Below are 25,429 nucleotides of genomic sequence, written 5' to 3' on the forward strand. Positions count from 1 at the left end.
CTTGCTATTATAGCGTCAAATAGACAAAGTAGGAGCTGCTTCATTTTCCAATTTCTCTTCTTCTGATTTATCTTTTACTTCATGTGTGAATTCATCCAGTATCTGTTTGGCTTTTTCAGATGCTTTATCATAAATTTTATTAATTAGAGCAGAGGGTATTTTGCCTTTGACAATAGTTTCTGATATTGCTTTATCCCAAGATTCAAATTGTGTCTTATTCCCATGAATCAGGCCTTTCCCAAAGTAGGCATTATTGATAGCGCTTATAGAATAAGGATGTTCAGCTAATTTGCGGGCAATCAAGAGCGCCTCTAATGCTTCCTGGTAAGGTAAAGAAGGGGAATGTGATAAGATGGCTAAATTTAAACAAGTCTTATAAAATAATAAATATCCTGGAGTCCAATGATATTGGCTGGCTTTTTGAGCATAGTGCAAGGTTAATAAGGAATAATCATTCAAACCCATTTTGTATTTTTCATAAGCCCAGGTTGATAAAGAATTATAAGCATAAAAACAATGGTGATGAGCGCTCTTTCTAAGAAATTCCAGCTCATTATCTCCAAATGCTTTACCTTCTACTTCTCGGCACTCAGCTGCTTGTCCGTAAAAATAGATGCCTTTAACTAATTGGGATAAAGTGACAGGTAGGTATTCTTCAAATGAAAAATCATCTTCGTTAAAACTTTGCAGATGAGCCCGCCAAATATCATTTTGCTCTGGTTCTTCGCAAAAATCTGTAATTGTTTTACTTAATTCGGTGTATTTGATGAGGGTAGTGAGATCGAGATTATTTAAAAGCATTTTTGCTTTGGCAAGGTTGTTTTCCTTTATCAGATTTTCGATGATGTTTATTTTCTTTAATTCGCTATATGACGATTTCAGCCAATCATTATAGGAGCTACCCATAAATCCTCCACAAAATTTTTAAGTTCAAGACATGTTAGAGAATAAAGTCTAAGTCTTGACACCAATATTTGTTAATAATTGGTGCTATAAATACGGTAATATTTTAACACAATTTGATTTATTTAAAAACTGTCAATATCAATTTAGCCGCTCAATAACATTCAAAGATGAGAAAAATTACAAGATAAATTTCCCTATTGATTATACAACAGCTATGTTTGCTTGCTTTTTAAGTTCAAGAGGCATAATCCTGAGATATGTACTATATTTTATCTAAAAGATAATTATATGGGCATATTATTATGGCAGAATCAAAATTAGAGATAGTCAATAAAACAGAACGTGAAGAAAGTGTAATCCTGGATGGTAATGGGATTTTACGTTGTTATAACATGTTTCCTACTCAATTTGGAAGCATAGAGGAAATGATTGCCTATCTTCCTCAATTACAGGCCATGGGATTTAATGCAGTATGGATAAACCCGATACAAACAGCAGGGGATGTTCAGGGTTTATTTAAGCGTGATAAGACAATTGGTGTCAGAGCTTATAATGAGGTGACAAGAAGTCTATATGCTATGACAGATTGTGATCTGATAAGTCCTTATTTTAACCCGCTCCCTCCCAATGTTGATCCTAAGTTGAAAAAGCAGCTCGACATGGAAGCAATGCAGAGGTTCACATCAGAAGCCCGCAATCATGGTTTGGTACCAATGTTTGATTTGGTTTTAAATCACGTTGCCGCCGATTCACGGCACAGAAAAGAGCATCCTGAATGGTTTCAAAAGGATGTCCATCCTGATTTTAAGGATGCTATCGCGTTTGACTACAGTGACCCTCAAATCCGAGATGAAATTATTGAACAATTTTGGAAGCCTTATATTTATAAGTACATGATTGATTATGGCTTTGAGGGTGTTCGCATTGATGCTGTAGGCTATTTAAATCCAGAATTACGCAAACAAATTTATGCTTATATTTATGATCTTGCGGAGCAGTTTAATAAACCTAAACCCGTTATATTGGATGAACTTCTTTTCAGTGGGAGTCAGAAGCTTACCGATGTGGTTGATGGTTTGTTGCTTCCAGAAAAAGGGCCAACCCATATTACTCGCGGTACTTATTATGCGCAAAGAGATGGTTATGGTGGTTTGCCCGGATGGTGTAAGGAGGAGGAGGGAGTTAAGGCTCAAGTTGTATTTCTGGATAAACAAAAGAAATTACATCCTAATGCCAAAGGAGGATGTATTGCTTTCTCGGGTAATCACGATCACAACTCCCTAGCCATGACGATATTGGAAGAAATGGCAGAACACCGTTTGGCAAAACATCATACTTTGCACGGTGCGCAAGAAAAATTTAAACATGAAAGAAGCTATGATTATGACGAGGCCCTAGAGTCAGTCCTTCGCTATTCTTTTGTGAAAGACATTCAAAACGAGATTCTAAGCGGTAATGAAGCGACAATCAAAGAAGTAGAAACAAAAATGCGTGAAAAAATAGCTTTCTGTGCTCTAACATCAAGCGGTGGGTGGTATGCCTTGTCAGGCGATGAAACGGGTGATTTACTGGCAAAACCAGTATTCAGAAGGGTTCATGCTCTGGAGCAAACCTATTATGCACAACGTACTCATACAATCTTTGATAAAATACATCCCGACAACAAGGTGGCTATGGAAGTATTAACTGAGATGGCTATAGAGAATATCCAAAAAGAAAAAGCTGGTAGCATCTATAACAATTTACAGCATGATAAACAATCGCAAGGGCGATTATTAGTTCCTTATCTGGAGACTTTGCAAAATCAAATTAATTGTGGTGATGAAGTTGTTTGTAAAGCATTTCAAGAAAGGCTAGCCCAAAAAAATATAACGATTGGGTTTTCAGACGAAAATTTTAATCCCGCTCCCAGAACACCTCAAAATGGTTGGAATGGTCAGCATGATATGAGAAAATTTATGTTTGAAATCAATAGCATATTAAGCTCATTGCCAAGTTCCAATATGGGGTTTTGGAGTGAAGTCATCCCAATCCAGTCAAAACCAGGATTACTTGCTGTAGTACGTAAGAATGGCCTAGGCTTAAGTTCTGATACTGATATTGCGATCGTTAATCTGGATCCGACCCAAAAGGTTGAGTTAACAAGAGATGATATTCATCAAATAGCTTGTAATTTCCAAAAACGAGTAATTCCTGAATATACTTATTACAATGACGGTAAAGATAAGCAATATAATTGGCATACAAATAATCCTGATTTTAATATGGCTTATCATACAGTGATGTCCTGTATTGAAGGCAAAAGGATACATGTTGATGATTCGATTAAAACTAATTTCCCTGTACATTCAGCAAACCCTTATGGCATGTTTAGTAAAAAACAGTCAACCAAAATGAGCATTGCCAAGATAGCAAAAATGTCTGGAGAAGATACCACTTTAATTGAAAAGGGTACTAATGATACTGAAGGCATAACACACGATGATAAGCAAATTCACCCCACAATAACGGTAGAAAACAAAAAATAAATAAGTACTATAATAAAAGTTGTTTCAACTTGGCGACAGGGTATTATTTTGATAAATCGAACACTCTGCAATATAATTAATTACAAAGACCGTATAACAAGTAGGGAATTCTGAATACTGCTCGTCCATACTAAACGATAAGATAGTAAGTTTTGGTTAATATGAGTATTTTCTAGGTCATACCTATTTCATCTAACAACTACGGGCTGTAAATCTTTTGTTGTTCTTCCTCATTTGTATTGCCAGGAGGTGGAATTAGTTTGCTGATTCTCTGTTCTAATTCTGATTGGTAGGATTCACTTGAGCTTTCGGAAATAGCAAAAGCGTTAGTTAGAAGGATTCCTCTTACAGCATTAGTAAACCAATAATCCTCTTCTTTGTTTTCTGTTATACATTTATCCAAAACCGCTCGAATTTTTTCAAGGCTAGCATCGTTTTTTGATTCAAATTGATCAAGCAAGGAGCGGGTGGTGGTATTAGGTCCTGAGCCAAATTTTTTATCAAAGTATTCTTTATAAATGCTGGATGCTTGATCTTCTAAATAAGCTAAAAATAAACCTTGTAAATGTGCGCGCTGGTCTTCTAAGATTGTATCCGATTGAAATTTTAAACTAGCTCGATAAATAACACTACCATTAAGCGTAGCGCCCTTGAAGTGTTCGCTAAATACAGGTTCACGGAACTGGTTCATTTCTGTTTTATGATAGAGATCTAACATTCTTTCTCTTAGGCCTGAAAAAGGGTTATCACTAGCCATGACTAGCCTCTAATCTATAAATTGATATATATCTGAATTATAGATTATTTTATGAGAAACTTGTTGGTAAGGTCAGATCAATTAAATTAGACATTTTGAATGTCTACCCTGATAAAAGACATAAGTCATTATGTTTTTGATATATTATCTTTTGACTACTGATAGTTCATATGACTAATAGACTAGTCTTTTCAACCAGTTCATGCTAATTATAAAGAATGTCAAGGACGACAAATATTGGATAAAATATCAACCAATATTATAAATACTCAAGGATTGCTATGAAAAAAATAGCTATTATTTTGTCATTATTTCCGTTTTTAATTTTTTGCAGCTTGGTAAACGCAACTGTCTCACAAAAACGGCTTCCAGGAGAATCTTTTCAGGATGCAGTGGAACGTGTCATAAACAGCAAACCAAAAAACGAACTTAAGATGTTAATTGCCAGAGGCACGCCTTTTTCAAAAAAAGTCTCTTTACAGAAAATAGATTACTCCACCGTGCCGAAGGTTAGCAGTTATGACGAGCTGATGAACATGTTTAACCTCATACGAGATACTCGTTTTTTATATTCACCTGATAAGCCTAATTTTCAAAGAAGAATCAGTTGGCTTTATCCTGATGATGGTTGTTTTGCCAGAGCGGCATTGTCCCGAATTAAACTGGATAGCGAACATTTTGTTATTCCCGCAAAAATTTTTGCTTTTGGCGATTTGGAAATGCAAACTCCTTACTCCTCTGAGGGAGCAGTAAGTTGGTGGTATCATGTGTCAACTGTTGTCAACTACATGGGTACCATTTATGTGCTCGATCCGGCTGCAAAACCAGACGGCCCAATGTTGATTGATGATTGGTACAACAAAATTGGGATAATGGATAACATGGAGGCGGTAGTTTGTAATCCTTATACCTATGATCCTTTTGATCGTTGCTTTGATGCGACAAATAAAACGGATAACAAAGCATTAAATGATCAATTGAAGTATTTGGATAAAGAGTGGGTTAGAATCGAATCATTAGGTTTTGAACCATCTGTTTTATTAGGTGATAATCCTCCATGGATAGGTCTTTTTTTTGCCCTATAAATCATGATTTTCTGTGCTTCGTTGCAGCAGGCGCTTCTAAGTGTGCTGTTCTCGCTTCGATACTCAAAATCAATGTTTTTCACAAAATATGAAGTTCAATGGATAAAAAGAGTCACTCGTTAAGTTTATTAGTTGAGCTTAACGAGTGGAGGAAAATCTATAAATTAGCATGGAACAATAGTTCTGGAATACAAGGAGGTCATACCCATGATAAGATTTTTTATCATTTGCTCTATTTTTTTAATTTCTCATCTGGCATGCGCCAATCCGTATTGGGACCGTTATAAAGTACCAAGAGACAGTCACTATCCAAATTTAAAATTCCATCAAGTCAATCCCGATTCTTTAAAGATAGTCCGGGAAAACACAGGGATTGATGTGTTACGGATTCAAACCGATTGGATTGAGGAAACCGATTCTTATCAGATTGGTATGCTAATAATAGAACCCTCAGGAACACCAGCATTATTATCACGAAGTATCCATAAACCTCAATGGGGGAGTTATCTAGGTGTTTTGAAAAACAGAGTTGGTGGTGAAGCAGTATATTTCGATGCAATTGGTACAGGTAAGGAATATCGTAAATTGGCGCGCGCTATTAATTTGCGTTTCCCCGTTCCATCCCATGATATGGTTTTTGAACTTTATGCTGAAAATCCTCAAACAGGTTTTATGGAAAAAGTTGTAGAGAAAAACATCATTGTTAGTGAACTAACAAGAGAGAATCGTCATTTCAATGATTTGGAAGTGAGGCAATTATTACCTGCTGTGAAAACTCCCTCTTTAAGAGTGAATATTTATGCTGAAGGGTATGCTCAAAATGAAAAAGCGAAATTTTGGAAACGTGCCATTAAAACTGTACAGGCGTTACAAAGTCAACAGTTTCCTGGCTTAGAGTATATGGATTTTTATGGGGTATTTAATCCATCCCCTAAGCGTTTGGGAGTGGCTGAAGATCTGGGTCTGCCTGTACCAGAGTTTGATTCATTTTTAGGTTTATATTATCCCTATTGGGATAATTTTGGACGTTGGTATCATATTGTTTACCCTACACGAGAGAACAAATTCCGCCAGGGATTGGCGTCAGCTCCTTACGATTATCCAATAGTCTTGGTTAATAACAGTCAATACTGGGGAGTAGGTAATTACAAATCACATACGGCAATACCTGCTGATAATTCAACCTATTTTACCTACATTCTGATACATGAATTGGGACATTTTTTTGGACTCAATGAAGAATATGAAGGAGGTGGGCGGACTGAATTGGAATTTGCTCCGGAAATGGAGGAGCCCTGGTCACAAAACATCACTTTTCTAACTATTCCAGGCTATTCGGGATTAAAATGGAATGAGTTAGTGAATCCACAAATTTCTATTCCTACTCCTTATAGTGATTGGCATCCAACGCCACCTCAATATGGAGCATATCGAGGTGGCTATGGAGATTCACCATCTTATCAAGGCGCAAGTCACAAACCAGGCTTGAATTGTGTTATGGAGTCTCACGCATCATTTTGCGATATTTGTCAAAAAGGTATCATGGATGTAATTCGTTTTGATTTGGGGACATAAACCTGGAGTTCCAGGTTGGAACCCCAGAAATACCCTCCTAATAATTTCTTAACAATTAAATGCTAAAATACGTCATTTATTTTAAGTAGTAGGGTCCGACTTATGGGAAAGAAAGCATATATCATTGGCATGGGGCCGGCTGGCTTGGCTAGTGCACTTGCATTATTAGCTAAAGGGTATTCCGTTGAATTAATTGACTGCCGATCTGAAGATGATGTTTTTAGTCGCAAACAAGGGGTGTTCTTGCAGGATGATACCATCAGAGATTTTTTTGCTCTAAGTCAACTGGCAAGCAAAGGGTATTCTCTGGAGTTCAAAGATAACTTTATCTGTAAATTAATCCGTCCCATGGATGAATCCAGCTTGAAATTAAGCGCAGAAGATCAATTGGATTTAGCTTTCTTTGAATTAATTGAAAAAGAGCGCACTGTAATTCCTATCGCAGAGCTGCAGCGTTATCAGTATAATAAGTTGAAATATATTTATGCCCAAGGTGGTTTTACTTTTCAGGACGATGAAGATCCTTATACTGTTAAATTCAATAATGCAGAGCAACAGCTCATTTTTCACTTGGGAGACACGCAAATTGTCAAGGTTGATGCTGAGAATCAGGAGTTAACCTTGGATCATGATGGTAGCATACAAAATCACAGTTTTGATTTGCTAGTTGACGCATCCGGAAAAACATCAAAATCATTTGCTCAGTTGTGGAATACGCAAAATCCAGAGTTCGCAATTGGTTATGAAAAGTTAGATAATCCCGATCATAATGCTTTTGGTGTGATGTATTTGTCGATCAATAATCCGCCTTTGGCGATGATAGCTAATCCGGTGTTAAGTCCTATTGAGGGAACCAGCTTCATCTCTTTAGATAAGATTGCTCCGTTAAAGGCTATGGGCTGGACGCATGATTATCCACCTCTAATTTATTTGAAATATTCAAAAAAGAGTGGAGATCTTTACCTCACTGGAGAAATTCCTGAATCCATTCTCAAGGATAATAATAAAAAAGAGTTAAAACAATGGTTTGACTTGGTATTACAATTGTTATTTAACAATACGAATTTTAAGACGAGCCTTCCTGCTTTAGCTTCTGTTTTTAAAACAGATATTGAAATTGCTGATAAATTCGCTTTGCCCCTTCCTAAGGGCGGTGTTTTTTGCTTGGTTGGAGATGCTTTGATGCCTGCTAATTTTTTATTAGGTTGTGGTATTAGCAATGCTTTGGATGATGCTAATCAGTTACCAGATATGATTGATAATCAATTTAGCCAAAGTGAAGCTTATCGTAATCTTCGCTATTTAGATTATAAAAATGATTGGTTGTTTTTTAAGGAGCTTATTGCTCTCAGGCTAAAGTCTTTACAGCTTGAACAGCAGTTAGATTTAAGTAAACAGGAGATGGAATTGAAACAACGAGAGTTGGAAAGTGTCCAGCAACAATATTCATTTTATTAGTCTTTGTCCTCTCTGCGACAGGGCAAAATCATACTTTGATTATATAATGCCACATTACCGTTGTCGGCATGAGTAAATATGAGGGCAATTAATAGGTGTTTTTTAGCAAGCAAAGTCAAGAGTTAAAATCTGACTTTGCTTGCCAGCAATTAATCTTCTTCTCTGGACACAGTAATGACTGACGCGGAACCTCTTGCCTTCGTATTTGGGTTATACATTGCTTCTGCATAGGGTGGCGGAACTATGTATTTACCAACGTTAGTTGCTTTTATTTTATAAACTAACTCTTTTGCAGTTAAATCTACCCAGCCGAAGAAGTTAACCCTGTCTTCCCGGACATCGGCATAATCCATATTATCCGTTTTTACTGAATCTCTAACGACCTCAAATCCGCCTGGCAAGAGATCCTCAATGGCAATATTGCTCAGATAATTATTATCTAATGACCGGACTTGCAGGTGTACTTCAATTTCTTCACCCAAAGTCGCTGAATCAATGACATTACCTTTCTCATCCCGATATTCTCTGAAAATTTCTATACCTTGTTTTAAAGGTTCTGTTGGGATTACTTTATCAAACCCTGATTGAACAAGTTGATAAAAGAATGTTTGTTTGTCAGGATTATTAAAGCGGATTGTTTTGACTGTTTCATCAATATTTAATTTTTGATAATTATTTTGATCAGTGGGGATGTTTCTCTGCTGATTGTTTGTCAACACTTCAGTCATGGATAGCTTATCAGATAGCTCTGTTGATTCATTTTGTGGGTAAGCACCCAAAGCCAGGCTGGAAAAACCTGATAAGACTGTATTGATTTCATCATTATTTATCGCTTGTACCAAATTCATCAGTATATTGTCGCTTACTTGAGGCAGTAAATTAGGAAAATGTTTTGCAACAAGATAGAGATATTGTGCATCTGCGATATTGCGATCATAAAAATCAGTTGTAAATGCATTATTTGTTGGTGGTTGATATTGGCCAATTAATTGATTTGCTTCATTATAACTTTTTAATAATTGATAGGTGGCTGCAATATAAACTGCTGTGATGTCTTTTAGCCAGTTTTTCGAAGTATCTTGCTGTAAATACAATTGTAAATTGGCTAAATAATTTGTAGTGACTAATTCATTACGGGTTAAAATATAGATGGCATAAGCTTGAATTCTTGCTGTGTCTGCATCCGTAGGATTGCGGCTAGCTAATTCTTTAAGATAATTAATCCCATTGTAGAACATCTCTCCGGGGACATTGAATCCTTGTGCTCTTGCTTCAGTTAAGAAATGCATGGCATAAACTGATGCAAAACTATTCCCTGAGTTGTCATTTAGGCCAGGCCAATAGCTAAACCCTCCATTAGACATTTGTCTCTGGCTTAACATTTGAATTGTGGTGTTAATTTTTTCATGAATTGGGCCACTTTCCGAATTGAACCAGGGTAAACTGTTCATAACCAGCCAGGGCAAAGCCTTGCTTGTCAATTGCTCTGTACAACCATACGGGAAATTATCCAAATATCTTTGTAATCCAAAGATTAGAACTAATGGGCTGGTAGATATAGTAGCTTCTACCTTACGATGCTCCGGATACAATGTCTGGATAACTTCTAATGATTTTTGAGAATCTTGTGATTTGCCACTATTAATATAGGTTGTGAAGGGATTGGTAGGCCTGACACTAAGCGTGCTATCCATCTTGCTCGATTTATCTCCTGATTTGGCAGTGATAGCAATGCTAGCGGATCCCAACAGAGATTTGGCCCGCAATTTAAAATACACAGTTTGCTCATTGCCTTCGCTGATTTCCAGAGACTCTTTTGCACTACTGATTACCTCAAGCTCTGGTGATGCTGTAAGTTCTACTTCAACTTGAGCGTGTTCTCCTGAATCTTTAATATTATTTGCCACACTGGCTGATATTTCAAATTCATCTCCGGGTGCAACGAAAGTAGGCACATTGGGACTTATGATAAAATCACCGCGAACCTCTGCTGAAACTTCGCTAGATCCTACGGAGTCATTAGCAACTGCTACAGCCATTACCCGGATGGTTCCGTTAAAATAATCCGGTATTTGGTAGATTAATTGCCTGTCCGTACTGTCGGTGTCAAGAATACCGGACCAGTAAACAACCGGCAGGTCAGTCTTTCTCTTAAATGGATTGAGACGACTGGCTAAAGCTGCTTCACCTTCATCACCTCCAACAGCAGATATTTCTCTATCCTGGATAAACTTAGGTAAGATTTGATCAACCGTCTGTTGGGTTAACACTTCTAAAGCTCGTTTCTGGAAAAAGAAACTGAGTGGATCAGGCGTAGCATAATTGGCAACCTGTAATATTCCTTCATCCACAGCAAATACGATGATCTTACCGGGTTTGTCTGTGTGGTAATCAATCGTAAAAGATTCCCCAGGACGGGCTAATTCAGGTGTTTTTAGTCCAATTTTTATATTGTGCTTATCATGGTTCACATTAAATGGAGCAACACTATAACTTAACGGGCTGATGAAGAGCTCAGGAGATTCCCAATCACGAATAAACGCCACATTCACATATCCATTACCCTGGAAATCAGCAGGGATACGGATGGTTTGTACAGAATTTTGGGCTTCTGTTTTAAACCAATGTACAGCATAGACTTTATCTCTTTCAATAGTGATCAAGCCTGAACCAGTATAAGGAGCAGTAATTTGAATTTCTATATCTTCATCGGCTTGATATTCCTCTTTATTGAGCTTGATGGATAATTCCGCATTTTTAGCGAGAGGAGCCTGGCTGGTACCCACTACACTAAATTGCAGCTGGCTAAGAACAGTATCATCCTTATCTAGTACGTTGAGTGAATAATCTCCAATGGTATTCGTTGGCAGGGTGTAGTTAATGCCAGATTCTTTAATTTCGAATGGATTAGTGCTGATGACTGTAGATTGTATTGTGGATTGATATTGATAAGTGCCGTCGGCTTTTTTAACCAGAGTGGTGACAGGGCGCAGGGAAATTAATTGTATCTTTAAATCTTTTACTTCTTCTTTGCCTAACTGCGGATTAATTGCAATATAGTTAACATTCCTGACACTATTCTGTTTAATAAAATGCAAATCACCATCCGCTTTATAGCCAATGAAGTAGGGTAAAGGGCTGACCAACGTTTTAGTTTGTGTGGTAACACTTCTGCCACTACCAGCCTCAAAGCCTTCAGCAAAAAATGTTAATTGATAAGTTGCTTTTTCAAAACGTTCGAGATTCAGGTTAAATTCAGTTTGTCCATTCTCGTTGGTTGTTGCTTCTGCCAGATTGTCTGTAAAAACTTTAGGTGGTTTTTTCGGATCATATAATGGGTCTGCAAAAATATAATCAGGATAGTTGTCAAATTGTACTCGTTGAGGTGTTAATAGAATTTTGGCGCTTACCCTTCTATTGGCGGCTGGGGCACCATACAAGTTCCAAAGATCTACCTTGGCTTTCAGGTCAATGGGTGAGCTCCAGCCATCAAAAGGTTTGGGGTCAAAGCTGGAAGTAATGCGCATTCTGTCTGGTTGGAATTCAGAAATACGAACACTGGTTGAGCCGAGAAGACTTTGCGGATGATTATCTTTTACCAGGTATAAATAAACCATATACTGACCAGTGGGAGAATTGGCAGTGGTAGTAAAATCAAGCTCCATGTAGCCAGTGTCATTTAATGTCACTTTTTGGTCTTTGATAGTGGTTCCCCTCGCATCTACTACAGTGACTTGTAATGGCAGACCAGAAGGTTGTGGTTCTGCAAAGGCTCGTTTTACAATCATTCCAACATGTACTGTGTCTCCAGGCCTATATATTCCTCTATCAGAAAATAAATAAGCCGTTAAGTTCTGCAAATCCTGATCATTGGTATAGATTCCTCCAATATCAAATTTTGAAAAATTCAATTGTCTGTTGTAATTATTGAATGGAATAAAAGACACATCATTATTCAGGGTTGCCAAATACACGGTTGGTTCTCTGTCTTCAATAAAATCTTTCAAAGTAGGAAAATTTGCCCGTCCTTGTTCATCAGTAACACGAGATAAAATAGGTAAGCCATTTTTACCTAAAATGGTAACTGTTGCCCCTGCAACCGGGAGTCCTTGTGTAATGGAGTTAATAAATACATCATGACTCCCATCATTATTGTCTTTTACCAACATCCCCAGATCAGTAATCAATATCAGACGACTGGTCTTAACATCCAGAGCGTATTGATTGGTTACATCCCAACCTGTTGCCTGTAATAAGAACAATCCTTGTGGTCCTGAGGCATTGGCTTCGGATGCTAAATATTTACCCAGATCAAGGGATGTATATTGCTGTCTGGTTAAATCGCTGGAGTCGTACTGTTGGATTTCCGAGAAAATTTGACTGATGTTTTGTTGATTAAAGGAGGGATTAATAAAATAAGGGTTGCTGAAATCGCCTTGTGTTTGAGTAACCAGTTGATTGACATTATCAGGTAATACACGTGCGAATTCATACTTAACTGCGGGTACTCCTCGTATGAGGACTGATAGTTTTTTCTCACCACTCAGTGCCAATAGAGAGCCTTTATGCAAGAAACTGATTTCTTTGGGGTATTCTGGTACAGGAACAATAGCAGCGTAATCATTGCTTAATTTAAAACCACCAAAACCTTTCATTCCTTTATCAATCTTGATGTAAAGGTATCGGGGAGTTTGTGCTTTAAATTTGAAGCTATGTAAAGTAGTGTAATTTTGCTCAGAAGGAATCACCTCTTTAGGTAATGGAGTCGACAGAGACAGAATATTATCCGTTACTTCACCCGGATTTCGCCATTCGTAATTAGATTTTTCTGGTTCCGCGGCAGTGGCAGGATAGTTTTGAGGCAGCAAATAGACGTGTATGGATTTATTAAATTCATTTTCATCAACACCAAGACTGGTTTCAATACTAAGTACCTGCTCGGGCCTGTCTTTATCATTACGGACTATATTAGCTGAGGTTGAAACTACTTTTAGAAAGTTACTTGCATCGGGTATCAGCAAATTTTTGCTAATTGCTTGTCCAAGAATTGCTGAATCAGTTGAAGAACTGACATTTTTATTCAAAGTTAAAAGTAAATAACGCGATACATCTTCTATTTTGATATTTGCTGAATGAAGATAGGCAGTTCGCTTATTATTATCATAAGTATAAGAAAAAGAAACGGATTCCGCTGTGAGATCCGCTTTTCCATTTTTAATGGTTTGGAATACAACAGAAGTATTTTTTTCAAGGCTCTTGGGGTTTACAGGATAGTTGAACTCTATGGTTGCTACAGCGTGCCTTGTTTCTGCATTGACAGGATCCTGGTAAAATTTGAACTCGCTGATTGAGGCTTGAAAGGACTTTGTTGTAAAGGATAAATCATAACTTTCAATATTAGCATTGGGCGCAAAGAAATTTTTTGCAAAATGAATAGTATATTTTTGTCCCGCAGGCCAATCTTCAGCGGGAATAAAAATTAATTGACTATCGCTATTCCAACTCCATTTGCCAGCAATTTGCGGGTTCATCTCTATCCCTTCATCAATTTCTTTACCAATTAAATTAATGGGGGCAACTGATTGTGGGATAAATTCATTATTTCTAATGCCAAAATCAATAATAACATTACTTGGAACAAGGTTTTCCTCATTAGGTGTGATATCTGGTATTGTGATGGAAGCGGTAATATAAATTGGTTTTGGCAAATTATTATACCAATAAGCGCCATAAGCTCCTGCGCCTAATAACACGATAAATAATAGGGTTGTTCCCCAGAATATTTGGGGGGAATTTTTTGATTTATGTTTTAAATAAACTAACCAGATCGGACTACTCCATTTTATTTTACCGAATAGAGTTGAAAATATTGAACACAATACATTCATAATTAAGGAGAATGGGTTTTTGTTCATAGTGATATGGGGTCCTGGTTGGTCTAAGTTAATTTTTAAGATCTGTAATGAGGGTGCGGTAAAGCATACAGCCCCCGCAATAAATTATTTAATTTATAATTATTAGTCTATCCTTTGCCAATTCTAATGCATTTAAATATTAATTTGAATATAATTTAACCTTTATATCATCCCTGCTGTGGGCAATGAGAAAAGCAATAAAATATCTTAGCATAATCCTGGTCGCGCTATTTGTCAGTGGGTTTTTATTATTATTTTTTTCTCCCAAACCTTCTTTATTGGAAGAATTCAATTTTTCTAAAGCAGTTTATGATGAAAATCAACAATTATTACGATTAATTTTAAGTGAAGATGACAAATACAGGCTGTATGTTCCGTTATCTCAAATACCCAAGGAGTTAATTGAAGCTACCCTTTTACAGGAAGATCAGTATTTTCGCTGGCATAAAGGAGTGAACCCTTTTTCCATGATGAAAGCCATTTGGCAAACGTATGTGGTCAAGTCTCGCAGAATTGGCGCTTCAACAATCACAATGCAGGTGGCGCGAATTCGTTTTGGAATTAACTCCAAGAAAATTTCCGGAAAATTATGGCAAATTATTAGGGCATTACAAATAGAGCGTCATTATGATAAAGATAAAATTCTTGAGGCTTATTTCAATTTGGCGCCCTATGGTGGGAATATAGAAGGAGCAGGGGCAGCGAGCTTAATTTATTTTAATAAGCCTGTTAGAAAGCTTGGTTTACCAGAGGCATTAACTTTAAGCATTATCCCGCAAAATCCGGTAAAAAGAACATCAAAAAACAGTGAATTAAAAAAAATAAGAAATCACTTATTTGCCAGATGGCTGAAGCAGCATCCAGAAGATAAAGAGAAGCAATCTCTGTTTGGGCTGCCTTTAGTCATGCAAACCAATCAAAACCTACCTTTCCATGCCCCTCATTTTGTAAACATGGTATTGAAAGAAAATCCTGGTTTATCACAAAGTATTTCAACAACTTTGGATTACAGGCTTCAATTAGTTGTGGAGCGAATTACAAGACATTATTTGGCAAGAAAAAAAATGTTTGGTGTTCACAACGCGGCAGTGTTGCTTGTGGATAGTCGTACTATGAGCATTAAGGCGTTGATGGGGTCTGCTGATTTTTTTAATAACAAGATAAGCGGACAAATAAATGGTGTAGAAACCAAAAGATCACCTGGTTCAACTCTAAAACCATTTATTTATGGATTAGCACTCGATCAAGGTTTAATTCACCCCAATACGGTTTTAAAGGATGTACCACAGAGTTTTAATGGTTATAATCCTGAAAACTTTGATTATGACTTTATGGGCCCCATCAAAGCAAAAGATGCGTTGGTACTTAGTCGTAATATCCCGGCTATTGACCTCTCCAATCAATTAACTAATCCAACACTACATAAGTTATTGGAACAGGCGCATGTAACTCAGTTGCGTTCCGAATCCTATTATGGTTTGTCTCTTAATTTGGGTGGTGTTGAACTGACTATGAAAGAGTTGGTTGGTTTATATGCCATGCTGATTAATGATGGAATTTGGCATCCGGTCAATTCATTAAAAGCAGCGCTCAGAAAAGAAGGTCATCGCTTGCTTAGTGCCGAGGCGAGTTTCTTAATTTTTGATATGTTAAAAAATACTCCAATGAAAGAGTCGAATAATAATGGCAGTTCTCAATTACCAATTGCCTGGAAAACAGGAACTTCCTCAGGATACAGAGATGCCTGGACAGTTGGAGTTTTTGGCCCTTATGTATTGGCGGTTTGGATAGGAAATTTTGATAATCAGGCAAATCCGGCTTTTATAGGTAAAGAAATTGCTGCGCCGTTGTTTTTTGAGTTGATTGACGCAATAAAACATGAAAGAGGCCCAATAGCTCGAGTTGAAAAAAATCCTGAATACATGCATCTGGAAAAAATAGAAGTATGTAAAGCATCAGGCATGCTTCCTGGCCGATATTGTACCGATACAGAATGGACCTGGTTTATTCCAGGTAAATCACCCATTAAAACGGATACCATTTTTAGAGAGGTGGCAATTAACAGTAAAACAGGACTTCGTACTTGCCATATCGACGAAAATACTCGTTTCGAGGTGTATGAATTTTGGCCTTCTGATCTATTAAAAATATTTAGAAAAGCAGGAATTCAAAGGCATACCCCCCCATTTTTTGAACCAGATTGCGCTTTGTCAGGAAATGGCGGCATCAGTCCCCAAATTACTTCGCCCCAAACAGGGGTAAGTTATATTGTCCATGCTAATACCCAATCAAACAAGATAATCCCATTAACCGCAGTTACAGATGCTGGAATTGCACACTTATATTGGTTTATCAATGAAAGTTTTGTAGCTGAAACACAATCAGATCAACCTTATCTCTGGCAGGCGAAGCCCGGTAAATATGTGGTAAGGGTGGTTGATGACCGCGGTTTATCTGATGCGCGGGATATTACTATTCAGTTGGTTAGTTGATGTGAGTTTGATGATAAATAAGATATCCCTTGTTCTAATCGGAACAAGGGATATAAAAATTAAACTGAAACTGAGTTTCTTGGCTGTTCCTCTTCATTCTCTTCTTCAGATTCAGTATCAGCATCAGCCTTGTCGTGTGATGCAACTTTAGCTTCAACATAAGGATCCTTGGAAAATTCGCTGGGAGCCCAGCCAACTAGTAAGGTTCCCCGGTATAGTAATTGCAATAAAAATATTGCCTTGCATAGATCGGCATCGGTATATTCCTCACACTCTGTTCCAGTAAAAAGTAAAGCAATACCAAGACCCATTTGTGTTGCGGCTATACTGCCTTGCAAAAGATGAATCAGTTTTTCAGAAACATGGGTATCAAATCTGAATAGGGAATAAATTGAAATTAAAGTTTGAGCAAGTTTTGTGGGAATTGATGCGGCAGGATCAAATGTTTCAAGTGTTGTGCCCAATACTTCGGATGCAGCATTAGTGCGTTGCGCGTTGCGATGTCCGGTTGAAGATGAGTAAGGCGCTCTCATTGAAATGGCAGACAAACATTTTCGAAAAGACTCAAACATAATCATATCCTTATAATAATTTAATACGTGATAGAATTTGAATAAATGCGGACATTAGCAGACAAGTTATTTGGATTCCAGTTTTTTTTGATGAATTTAGCGTCAATCTACATTAAAAAAAGTCCAGATGATTTGAGATTTTTATATGGTTTTCAGATTTTAATATTAATTTTTAGCCAAATCAGGATTTCTAAAACGCCGGATAATCTTGGGGTGTTCGATAAATATGAGTTTGCTAACATAAATAGTAGCCAGTAATTGAATACAACCCATGATGATAAACAAAACATCAAATGATGTATTGGCAATAATTAGGCCGCCACATAGCAAGGCGATACCAGTGTAAATACTTGATAACCCATTTGCCAAACCCCAGGTAAGTCCTTCATGTGTTTTATCTTCATAGCGGGCATACAGGGCATACCATGTTGTAGTAGAGAGTCCGCCCGATATTCCAAGGCCAATTTGCAATAATGCCAGTTGCTTTTTGCTTGTTACAAAGATGTAGCAAAAGGTAAAAATGGTTTGGAGTGCATACCCCGCAATCAGTAACTTTTCTTTATGAATAAAATCAGAAATATAACCTAAGCCAATTACTACAATTCCAACTGAAATTAAATACAAGGACCATACCCATGATATGTCTAAGGGAGACGAGTTAAATCTTTGGCAAAAAATACCAAAAAGAGGGCCCAACATTCCTTCTGACAAGTACCACAAATTATTCGCAAATAATAATGTACGTTCTTTTTTACCAAACATTAGTTTAACTTCAAGTTAAGTCAATCTTGTCTAACATACAAGGTTAAAAGAAATTTTTATATAGATTTTAGAAATTTAATTTTTAGTTTTGCTATTACAATCTGATACTCATGATAAGATATTGAGGTCATTGTTATAAATCAATTTTTAAATAGCCCATGAATACTATTCCCTTAAAATCTCAACGTCTTTTATCTCTTGATGTATTTCGTGGGATGACCATTGTATTGATGATTTTAGTTAATGGTCAGGCAGCTATCGACCCGTACCCGATTCTTGAGCATGCAGACTGGGATGGTTGTACTTTGGCAGATTTGGTTTTCCCATTTTTCTTGTTTATCGTCGGCTTAACAAGCGTAATTAGCTTGAAAAACCAAAGGGAACGAAAGTCTAAATCCTCATTATATTCTGCCATCATAGAGAGAAGTATTGTTTTATTTCTTTTAGGATTGTTTTTGAATGTTTTTCCCCATCCTGTTGAATTCGATAGTATAAGGGTATATGGCATTCTACAGCGAATTGCTATCTGCTATTTAATTTCCACTTTTATTTATCTAAATACTTCAATTAGAACTCAATTTTTTATTTTCCTTGTTCTTTTATTAGGTTATTGGATTCTCATGACCCAGGTACCTGTCCCAGGATATGGAGCAAATCAATTGACCAAAGATGGAAGTTGGGTTTCGTATTTTGACCAATTACTTTTTTCAGCCTCCCATTTATATGAAAAAACGTATGATCCTGAGGGCTTTTTAAGCACTTTTACATCAATTGCTACTACTTTATCAGGCGTCCTGGCTGGTAGTTTACTAATCAATCCATTCAGTCAACTCAAGAAATTTTATCTATTGGGAGCAGCTGGCTTGCTATTTTTGTTATTGGGTTGGTTGTGGAATATGAGTTTTCCTATCAATAAAAATTTATGGACCAGTTCCTATGTACTCTGGACCAGTGGTCTGGCTCTGCTCATCTTTGCTTTGTGTTATTTGCTGATTGATGGATTAGATATTAAAAAATGGTCGGTTTTTTTTAAAATATTTGGTATGAATGCATTATTTGCTTTTGTATTCCATGTTATTCTTTTAAAACTACAATATACTTTTAAAATAACAACAAGTGATGGCTCTAAAATGGCATTGATATCCTATATCAAGGATTATTTTTTTGGGGGATTCAGTAATCACAATGCGGCATTGCTCTATTCTATCTGTTTTCTTTCTCTGAATTTTCTGGTTGTCCTGATTTTATATAAACGTAAAGTATTTATTCGAATATAGGCAGTAGGCTGGGCCTCGCAAATTGCTCAGCACCAACTGAATATTTTTAATGAGAAATTGCAATTGAGTGTATGACCCTAATGGAGATGTATGCCATGACTCAGTAAAGAAGGCGATTGCTTTTCATTTTCTTCAAGTTGATTTTTAGAAGAAATAAAAAATAATGGAGCACTTTTGCCAGTCGGATCCGCATTTAAAGTATTAGGCACTCTTTCTTCTTTGGTATTGTCGCCTGAAAACTCAGTTTCATTCAAATCACTGGAATTATTTTTCCCAAGAATTGCTTCAAGAATATTCTGATTTCGAAAATTGAAATCAACGAATTGTAGTGTTTTGTTAGAATCCAGAGCATATTGCAGCATGAGATACTGCGCCAAGGTAATGTCCTGGTTAAATTTCAGTTCTTTTAATTGACATCCAGGATCACGCAATAAATCACATAGACTGTGGATTATTTCATTAGATGGGGTATATCGACAGGTGTTTGAAATGGATAGAGATGTTATATTTTTATTGGTTTTTACCAGCTCGATGATGGCTTGTAGCCCTTCATTTTCAATATAGTTATCATCGAGTACCAATGTCTCAATATGAGTATTGACAGTTAACGCTTTGGCAATCTTTACCGCATCATCGCCCATATATGCATTCTTGGACAAATCCAGTTTTTTCAAAGTTTGGGGATTATTTGCTAATAATTCGCATAAATTATCCACATTAAGCCGGCTTAGATTATTGTCAATAAGTATAAGACTGTTTAAATTGAGACATGCTCTCAGCCAGGTAAGAACATCTGGTGAATTGACTTGTCCAAGATTGGTTTTACCAAGAATTAAGGTATCCAGTGATGTATTGGATTTCATAATAGCATCCAGCAGCTTCAAATCATGTGTTTCAAATTGCATGTCATCAATTGCTAACATTTTTAAGACTGATGTTTGAGGTAAATATTTCAATACACTTCTACCTGAATTAAAACCACGAAGGATAAGAAACTCGAGAGATTGATTCGGTTCTTTTGTCTTAAGTAGTGGTATTTGTGCTTCTTTGGCCACTGAAAGGCCCAAATTCAAATAATGAAGCGGGATTTTATTGATAGATCGCGCTAAACGGTTGATATGCTTATTGTCAATAGGAGTTTCCATCGCTAAAAAGTCTACAGTTAACTTGTTTAGAGCAGGTTTATTTTTTAGCATGTCAACCAATGCTTCATAGACAGGAGTCACTATTTTTTTTAACCGATAATCATCTATAAAATCTAACCAACCAATTGGCAGGTTGTGTTTAAAATAGAAGTCGAAATTAAGTGTCGCTTCAAATGTCAGTTTTTGTAGCAGTGAATTTTTAGCAATGACCTGGCTTAAATCCCCTAGCGCTTTTGAATTTTCCCTGGTGATGGTCATTGACAAGTCAAGATCTGTCACTGGCGTGACTTTTAGATACTCAGCTAAAAATAATACGTCTTCGTAGGAGAGAGGGGCTGATAAATCCAAATCTTTGACGGTGAATGCCCCGTTCTTTGTTGCATTGATACATTTGGCGAGTGATAAAGTTAACATAATTACTCCTCAAGTCCTTTTGAAAGAAAATAATGATGAACTCATCTATCTTCTACTTCAGGTACCTGAAAGTAAAGAGTTACCTGCAAATTTATCTGATTCAGTACTTCCAAAAAATCCTAATATCTTCCTTAAAAATATATTTCCTTAATCCATGTTGTCTCTTGTTTCCAATAAATCTCTTAATGGTTTGGGAAGTATAGAACGAAGTTCTTTGGTTAGTTTGGCTTCATTTTTTTGCCAGATTATCCCTAAATAAATGATGCCGAAACCTATAGCAGTTAAAGCAACCGGGAAAAGCATGCTGAATTTAAACACCTGGAATGCCAGATGCCCTAAGTAATAAGAACATCCTAATGCACCAAAAATAACGAATACTTTTCTGTTTAAAATGACTCCTATCAGAATCATAAGCAAGTTAATGCACATATAGATAAATTTGGATATTTCACTGTCAGAGGATTGGCAACTTAAACCGAACCAAAAAGCCATCACACCGAATATATACAGCCAGAAAGCATAGTCTGCTGATTGACTGGATCGAACATCCACCCAAAAGGCAATCAATACGGTAATTAAGCCAAAGTACATGGAAACCATTGCCCTTAGCTCAAAATCAAATTGACCGTCACCCAACATGGCTGCTATATCCATGGACATATACCAAAGTGTGACCGCAATTGGCATAATCATAAAAGGGTAGCGATATATCCAGGCCAAGATAATGCCAACCATCAATGTACCCAACTCCATGAAGATCCAATGCCATTTGATATAAACATGATAGTCATGATAAACAGTGTCATCTGGCCACCAGCCCATTCCTTTTTGTAAGCCATAGATTGCCAAAGGAGTAAGGCAAATGACAAAAGTAGCGCAAATGCCAGCAGGAATGATATATCCTTTCTTATTGAATTGACTGCAAAGACCTAGTCCGAGTATGGCATAACAAACTGATAAATAGAAAATACCCCAACCTCCAAATAGTTCCCATCCAAGATTCATAAACAAAGTCATTGCGCCAATCGCTATAAGTCCGCCAAAATAATAAAGGACATTGGTTAAGTTAAATCCTGGAGTTTGTTCGGGGAGGTTTTTTATGAATTCAATGAGGTTATTGGCCTGTTCCTCTGTAATTATTTTAGCCTGAACAGCCTGAGCAATCATATTCCTTGTCAATTTCATCATCATCTCCGATGAGTACTGAGTTCCTGATAAATTTCACCTGATTTTACAATAACTAATGATTAATATCTCAATTATAGCTGAGAGTATGAAACTTGTGTTTGAGTTTGCAAATTAGGATTGGTTGTTACTTTTCATGTAAGGACTTTGGATTTTGACCAAAAGGGAATTAAAGTCATTACGATCAGGAAAACTCCTCCAAACAGTGCATAAATTATTTTGGAGCTAATGGCGAGTGATGGTGGTGGGGTCAGGCTTACAATCAAGGCAACACCACTACCTGCCAATCCGAGGTAAGCAGAAATGATTATATTTAACTTACTCATAACGGATTTTGAGGACACTATTTTGATAGCACTGATAAAGAGCAAGAGATACATTAATAAATTGATTTGTGTGGCTGCATTCAACATGATCCAATAAGATGCATTGATTGATGGTACGATAAGAAATAAAGCGCTGATAATGGATACACAAATGGCTTGTGAGACTAATAGCTTGACAGGCGCGTTATTTTTGTTCACTTGATTGAGTTGTTTATTTAAAAATCCTTCTTTTATTGCAAATTCCAGTCCTTTTATAGGGGCAATGAGCCAGTTATTGGCAGCACCTATACAGCCTATTGCAATTAACCCATTAATAATGAAAGCAAAATATCCATAGCCCATTTTATTAAAAAATAATTGTATGAGCTGGGGAATGCTGCTGATAAAACTTAATTGCCTGGGGGGAATGATCATAGCCAATACGATCGAACCAAATAACATTGTCAGAAAGATGATAATAACTGAAATTGCAATGGCTTTAGGGAATGCGCCTTGTTCACTTTCCCCTGCATGAACTGCGGCTAGTTCAATACCGCAAAATGACAGGATAATTGCAGTCAGTGAAGTCCAGGAATACGATTCGGCTTGCGGCAGAATGGTGGTATCTGGTTTGATTTGGGTAATCCACCAGTATAATCCCATTAACAGGATAATGATAAAAGGTAGAATTAATCCTGTTATGGAGCAATAGGAGTTAAAACGACTTGAGAGATGAATCCCTTTTAAATTAATCCAGGTTAAACTCCAAATCAAAAAAATAATAATTAAAAACAGTAAACTTTTGTTTTGAATTAAATCAGGTGAGATGGTGTAGAGCAGGGTACCAGCAATAAAACTTAATAAGGTAGGATAAATTAAAACATTTTGAATACACTGAAACCAAATGGCTATGAATGCCCAATGATTTCCTAATCCTTGTTTTACCCACCCATACACACCTTGTTCTGATTGCCTGGAGAACCAAACAGCAACAATAGCACAAGGAAGAAGAAAGAAGAGCAAGGCTAATGCAAAGTAATGAATCAGCTGGTTCCCGGCTAAAGCAGCTGCTGGCAGGTTTCTAATACTATCAACCGAGCAAACAGTGATTAAGGTAAGGCTTAAAACAGACAAGCGTCTTTTCATTAAAATCTCAAAGACAAGCAGCTTAAACCACCATCTATCTTTCTAAATTCACTCACATCCAATTCAATAATTGAAAATCCCAATTCAGACAAACGATGGGTTATTTTCGGATAACCCATGGGTAATAACACAGTCTCATTAATCATAATACAATTCGCCGCATAGGATTCTTCAGAACTCACTACTATTTGTTTTAAATGATTAAACGCTTGATGATTAATTAATTCTCCGCTAACCAATACATAGTCATTATTCAGGTAACTCACTCCTGTTTTAAGATGTAGAAATTTTTTTAGCTGAATTACAGAAGCGGTGTAGCCATGCTGATTAAGCAAATAAATTAACTGCTCGGCTCCTTCTTTATTGGTTCGCTCCGAGAGGCCAATAAAAAAATGATTGTCTATTCTAAGTACATCCCCAGCTTCCAGTATGCCTGGAGGATTTATTCTAAAGATCCTGTTTTTAAAGAATGCTTGAATGCTTGGCTCAATTTCCTGAACTTCATCTCGTCTGGACTCTGCCCCAGGGCTTGTCAAGACAGCAAATTGTTCGGTTAACAGGGACACGTCCTCTACAAAACAGGCATCAGGGAATTGTTCAAGGGCTGGAAGTACAGTCACTTCAAGGCCACATTTTGATAGTGCATTGGTGTAATTTTGGTGTTGTATTAGTGCAAGTTCATAATTAGGTTTCCCCAACTCGGTTGATGTGGTTAGCCCATTGATCATTGTAGAAGATGGTGTTCTTACTATAGCATTTTTAAACATTCATCATGTCCTTAAATAAGTTATTTCTGATAAACATACTGCCAGAGATTAAACAAAGAGCCTCCAAAATGCAACGATTGTTAATTTGATCGAATTGGTTAGTTGATTTGCAATAAGGATATATAGATTTAGTTTAAAAAGATAAGTATTCTTGTATTATTTGATACGAATTGTTTCATCATGACCCTTAACCAGTGTGATATTGTCTTATTGACACAGAAGGACTTTATAGACCCGACTGATATTACTCCCTATATTCAAAATGTGCTCACCGAAGATTGGCTATTAACCGAAGCTCTGGAGCAAAAAGGATTAAAGATTACACGAACTCATTGGGACAATCGAGAATATAATTGGTCGGAGACTCGATACGCTTTATTTCGCGCCACTTGGGATTATTTTCATCGGTATGACGAGTTCCATCTCTGGCTTAATAATTGCTCAAAAAAGATTCGGTTTATAAATCCAATTTCTATTATTCAATGGAATATTGATAAACATTATTTGAGTAATATGCAGCAAAAAGGAATTAATATTCCTCCTACTTTATTTTTAAAAAAAGGGAAGTTAAGTATCTTAAGCCAGTTAATGAAGGAATCAGGATGGAAGAAAGCGATATTAAAGCCTGCAATCGCAGGTGGCGCACGCCATACTTATTTGTTTGATCAGGATTCTGCAGACCAATATCAAAAAATATTTGAATCATTGATTAGCAATGAATCAATGTTATTGCAAGAGTTTCAAGAGCAGATTGTAAATAAAGGAGAAGTATCTTTTATGGTATTTGGTGGCAAGTATAGCCATTCCATATTAAAGAAAGCAAAGTCAGGTGACTTTAGAGTACAGGATGATTTCGGTGGGACTGTGCATCCGTATGAGGCATCTCAAGAAGAAAAGGAATTTGTTGAGAATGTCATAGCTCAATGTGATGAGTTACCCGTGTATGCACGTGTTGATGTCATGTGGGATAACAACAATAAATTGTGTTTGAGTGAGTTAGAAATGATAGAACCTGAACTTTGGTTCAGGGAAAGCAGTCAAGCCGCCTCTGCTATGGCTGATGCAGTATGCGATCACATATCAGGCGTCAGCGAACATCGGTAAACGCTGAAAGACACAACAATAGTCAAAGACAGGGAA

Annotated in this window: 15 protein-coding genes and 1 pseudogene; 7 read left to right on the top strand and 9 right to left on the bottom strand. The window is 36.8% G+C overall.

Translation table 11 applies throughout. From position 1 onward, the window contains the following. Window positions 1–15: 15 nt before the first annotated feature. On the bottom strand, window positions 16–906 hold the full coding sequence (locus tag CC34_RS0100235; RefSeq protein ID WP_027227164.1) for a DUF5630 domain-containing protein: 891 nt from the start codon (window positions 904–906) through the stop codon (window positions 16–18). A gap of 302 nt (window positions 907–1,208) precedes the next feature. Here CC34_RS0100235 and CC34_RS0100240 point away from each other — a divergent pair, with 302 nt between their 5' ends. Then, a complete protein-coding gene (locus CC34_RS0100240; RefSeq protein ID WP_028378147.1) occupies window positions 1,209–3,434 on the top strand; it encodes an alpha-amylase family protein in 2,226 nt (741 codons plus the stop codon). A gap of 199 nt (window positions 3,435–3,633) precedes the next feature. On the opposite strand, the gene CC34_RS0100245 is transcribed toward CC34_RS0100240, so the two are convergent. Next, window positions 3,634–4,191, bottom strand: coding sequence for a hypothetical protein (locus CC34_RS0100245; protein WP_027227162.1), 558 nt, complete (start codon window positions 4,189–4,191; stop codon window positions 3,634–3,636). Between the two features lie 281 nt (window positions 4,192–4,472). Here CC34_RS0100245 and CC34_RS0100250 point away from each other — a divergent pair, with 281 nt between their 5' ends. From CC34_RS0100250 to CC34_RS0100260, 3 genes and pseudogenes are all read left to right on the top strand, one after another. Continuing rightward, window positions 4,473–5,276 (top strand): protein-glutamine glutaminase family protein, encoded by an 804-nt coding sequence (locus CC34_RS0100250; RefSeq protein ID WP_028378146.1) that lies wholly within the window; start codon window positions 4,473–4,475, stop codon window positions 5,274–5,276. A 183-nt stretch (window positions 5,277–5,459) separates the two neighbouring features. After that, entirely contained in the window at window positions 5,460–6,851 is a 1,392-nt protein-coding gene (locus CC34_RS0100255; protein WP_080272019.1) for a M64 family metallopeptidase, read from the top strand. Between the two features lie 59 nt (window positions 6,852–6,910). Beyond that, window positions 6,911–8,309: pseudogene (locus CC34_RS0100260) on the top strand (lpg1666 family Dot/Icm T4SS effector). Between the two features lie 149 nt (window positions 8,310–8,458). Here CC34_RS0100260 and CC34_RS0100265 read toward each other — a convergent pair. Continuing rightward, entirely contained in the window at window positions 8,459–14,224 is a 5,766-nt protein-coding gene (locus CC34_RS0100265) for an alpha-2-macroglobulin (protein ID WP_028378144.1), read from the bottom strand. A gap of 185 nt (window positions 14,225–14,409) precedes the next feature. On the opposite strand from CC34_RS0100265, the gene pbpC reads away from it, so the two are divergent. Then, window positions 14,410–16,716, top strand: a complete 2,307-nt coding sequence (gene pbpC, locus CC34_RS0100270) for a penicillin-binding protein 1C (RefSeq protein WP_028378143.1) — start codon at window positions 14,410–14,412, stop codon at window positions 16,714–16,716. Between the two features lie 59 nt (window positions 16,717–16,775). Here pbpC and CC34_RS0100275 read toward each other — a convergent pair whose 3' ends face one another. Both CC34_RS0100275 and CC34_RS0100280 read right to left on the bottom strand, forming a co-directional pair. Beyond that, entirely contained in the window at window positions 16,776–17,288 is a 513-nt protein-coding gene (locus CC34_RS0100275) for a hypothetical protein (protein ID WP_027227156.1), read from the bottom strand. Window positions 17,289–17,453: 165 nt separating this feature from the next. Further along, window positions 17,454–18,050: an MFS transporter gene (locus CC34_RS0100280; RefSeq protein WP_027227155.1), complete on the bottom strand. Its 597-nt coding sequence runs from the start codon at window positions 18,048–18,050 to the stop codon at window positions 17,454–17,456. 158 nt (window positions 18,051–18,208) lie between these two features. Between CC34_RS0100280 and CC34_RS0100285 the strand changes: the two genes are divergently transcribed. Then, window positions 18,209–19,327, top strand: a complete 1,119-nt coding sequence (locus CC34_RS0100285) for an acyltransferase family protein (protein ID WP_028378142.1) — start codon at window positions 18,209–18,211, stop codon at window positions 19,325–19,327. 77 nt (window positions 19,328–19,404) lie between these two features. Here the strand turns inward: CC34_RS0100285 and CC34_RS0100290 are convergent, their stop codons facing one another. The 4 genes from CC34_RS0100290 to CC34_RS0100310 form a co-directional block, all read right to left on the bottom strand. Further along, window positions 19,405–20,886, bottom strand: coding sequence for a leucine-rich repeat domain-containing protein (locus CC34_RS0100290; protein ID WP_028379043.1), 1,482 nt, complete (start codon window positions 20,884–20,886; stop codon window positions 19,405–19,407). A 147-nt stretch (window positions 20,887–21,033) separates the two neighbouring features. Continuing rightward, the gene (locus tag CC34_RS0100300; RefSeq protein WP_028378140.1) at window positions 21,034–22,071 is read right to left on the bottom strand and encodes a hypothetical protein; all 1,038 of its coding nucleotides are present in this window, start codon (window positions 22,069–22,071) and stop codon (window positions 21,034–21,036) included. Window positions 22,072–22,205: 134 nt separating this feature from the next. Further along, entirely contained in the window at window positions 22,206–23,522 is a 1,317-nt protein-coding gene (locus tag CC34_RS0100305; RefSeq protein ID WP_028378139.1) for an APC family permease, read from the bottom strand. Further along, window positions 23,522–24,289 (bottom strand): dimethylarginine dimethylaminohydrolase family protein, encoded by a 768-nt coding sequence (locus tag CC34_RS0100310; RefSeq protein ID WP_027227150.1) that lies wholly within the window; start codon window positions 24,287–24,289, stop codon window positions 23,522–23,524. The genes CC34_RS0100305 and CC34_RS0100310 overlap by 1 nt, the downstream gene beginning before the upstream one ends. A 180-nt stretch (window positions 24,290–24,469) precedes the next feature. Here CC34_RS0100310 and CC34_RS0100315 point away from each other — a divergent pair, with 180 nt between their 5' ends. Further along, window positions 24,470–25,393: an ATP-grasp domain-containing protein gene (locus CC34_RS0100315; protein WP_028379044.1), complete on the top strand. Its 924-nt coding sequence runs from the start codon at window positions 24,470–24,472 to the stop codon at window positions 25,391–25,393. Window positions 25,394–25,429 lie beyond the last annotated feature (36 nt).

The organism is Legionella pneumophila subsp. fraseri (assembly GCF_000586315.1).
Classification (GTDB): Bacteria; Pseudomonadota; Gammaproteobacteria; order Legionellales; family Legionellaceae; genus Legionella; species Legionella pneumophila_B.

Excerpts from the sequence above, each read along its gene's own strand:
- CC34_RS0100235 (WP_027227164.1), bottom strand. The coding sequence starts at position 906 with ATGGGTAGCTCCTATAATGATTGGCTGAAATCGTCATATAGCGAATTA.
- CC34_RS0100240 (WP_028378147.1), top strand. The coding sequence starts at position 1,209 with ATGGCAGAATCAAAATTAGAGATAGTCAATAAAACAGAACGTGAAGAA.
- CC34_RS0100245 (WP_027227162.1), bottom strand. The coding sequence starts at position 4,191 with ATGGCTAGTGATAACCCTTTTTCAGGCCTAAGAGAAAGAATGTTAGAT.
- CC34_RS0100250 (WP_028378146.1), top strand. The coding sequence starts at position 4,473 with ATGAAAAAAATAGCTATTATTTTGTCATTATTTCCGTTTTTAATTTTT.
- CC34_RS0100265 (WP_028378144.1), bottom strand. The coding sequence starts at position 14,224 with ATGAACAAAAACCCATTCTCCTTAATTATGAATGTATTGTGTTCAATA.
- pbpC (WP_028378143.1), top strand. The coding sequence starts at position 14,410 with ATGAGAAAAGCAATAAAATATCTTAGCATAATCCTGGTCGCGCTATTT.
- CC34_RS0100275 (WP_027227156.1), bottom strand. The coding sequence starts at position 17,288 with ATGTTTGAGTCTTTTCGAAAATGTTTGTCTGCCATTTCAATGAGAGCG.
- CC34_RS0100280 (WP_027227155.1), bottom strand. The coding sequence starts at position 18,050 with ATGTTTGGTAAAAAAGAACGTACATTATTATTTGCGAATAATTTGTGG.
- CC34_RS0100285 (WP_028378142.1), top strand. The coding sequence starts at position 18,209 with ATGAATACTATTCCCTTAAAATCTCAACGTCTTTTATCTCTTGATGTA.
- CC34_RS0100290 (WP_028379043.1), bottom strand. The coding sequence starts at position 20,886 with ATGTTAACTTTATCACTCGCCAAATGTATCAATGCAACAAAGAACGGG.
- CC34_RS0100300 (WP_028378140.1), bottom strand. The coding sequence starts at position 22,071 with ATGAAATTGACAAGGAATATGATTGCTCAGGCTGTTCAGGCTAAAATA.
- CC34_RS0100305 (WP_028378139.1), bottom strand. The coding sequence starts at position 23,522 with ATGAAAAGACGCTTGTCTGTTTTAAGCCTTACCTTAATCACTGTTTGC.
- CC34_RS0100310 (WP_027227150.1), bottom strand. The coding sequence starts at position 24,289 with ATGTTTAAAAATGCTATAGTAAGAACACCATCTTCTACAATGATCAAT.
- CC34_RS0100315 (WP_028379044.1), top strand. The coding sequence starts at position 24,470 with ATGACCCTTAACCAGTGTGATATTGTCTTATTGACACAGAAGGACTTT.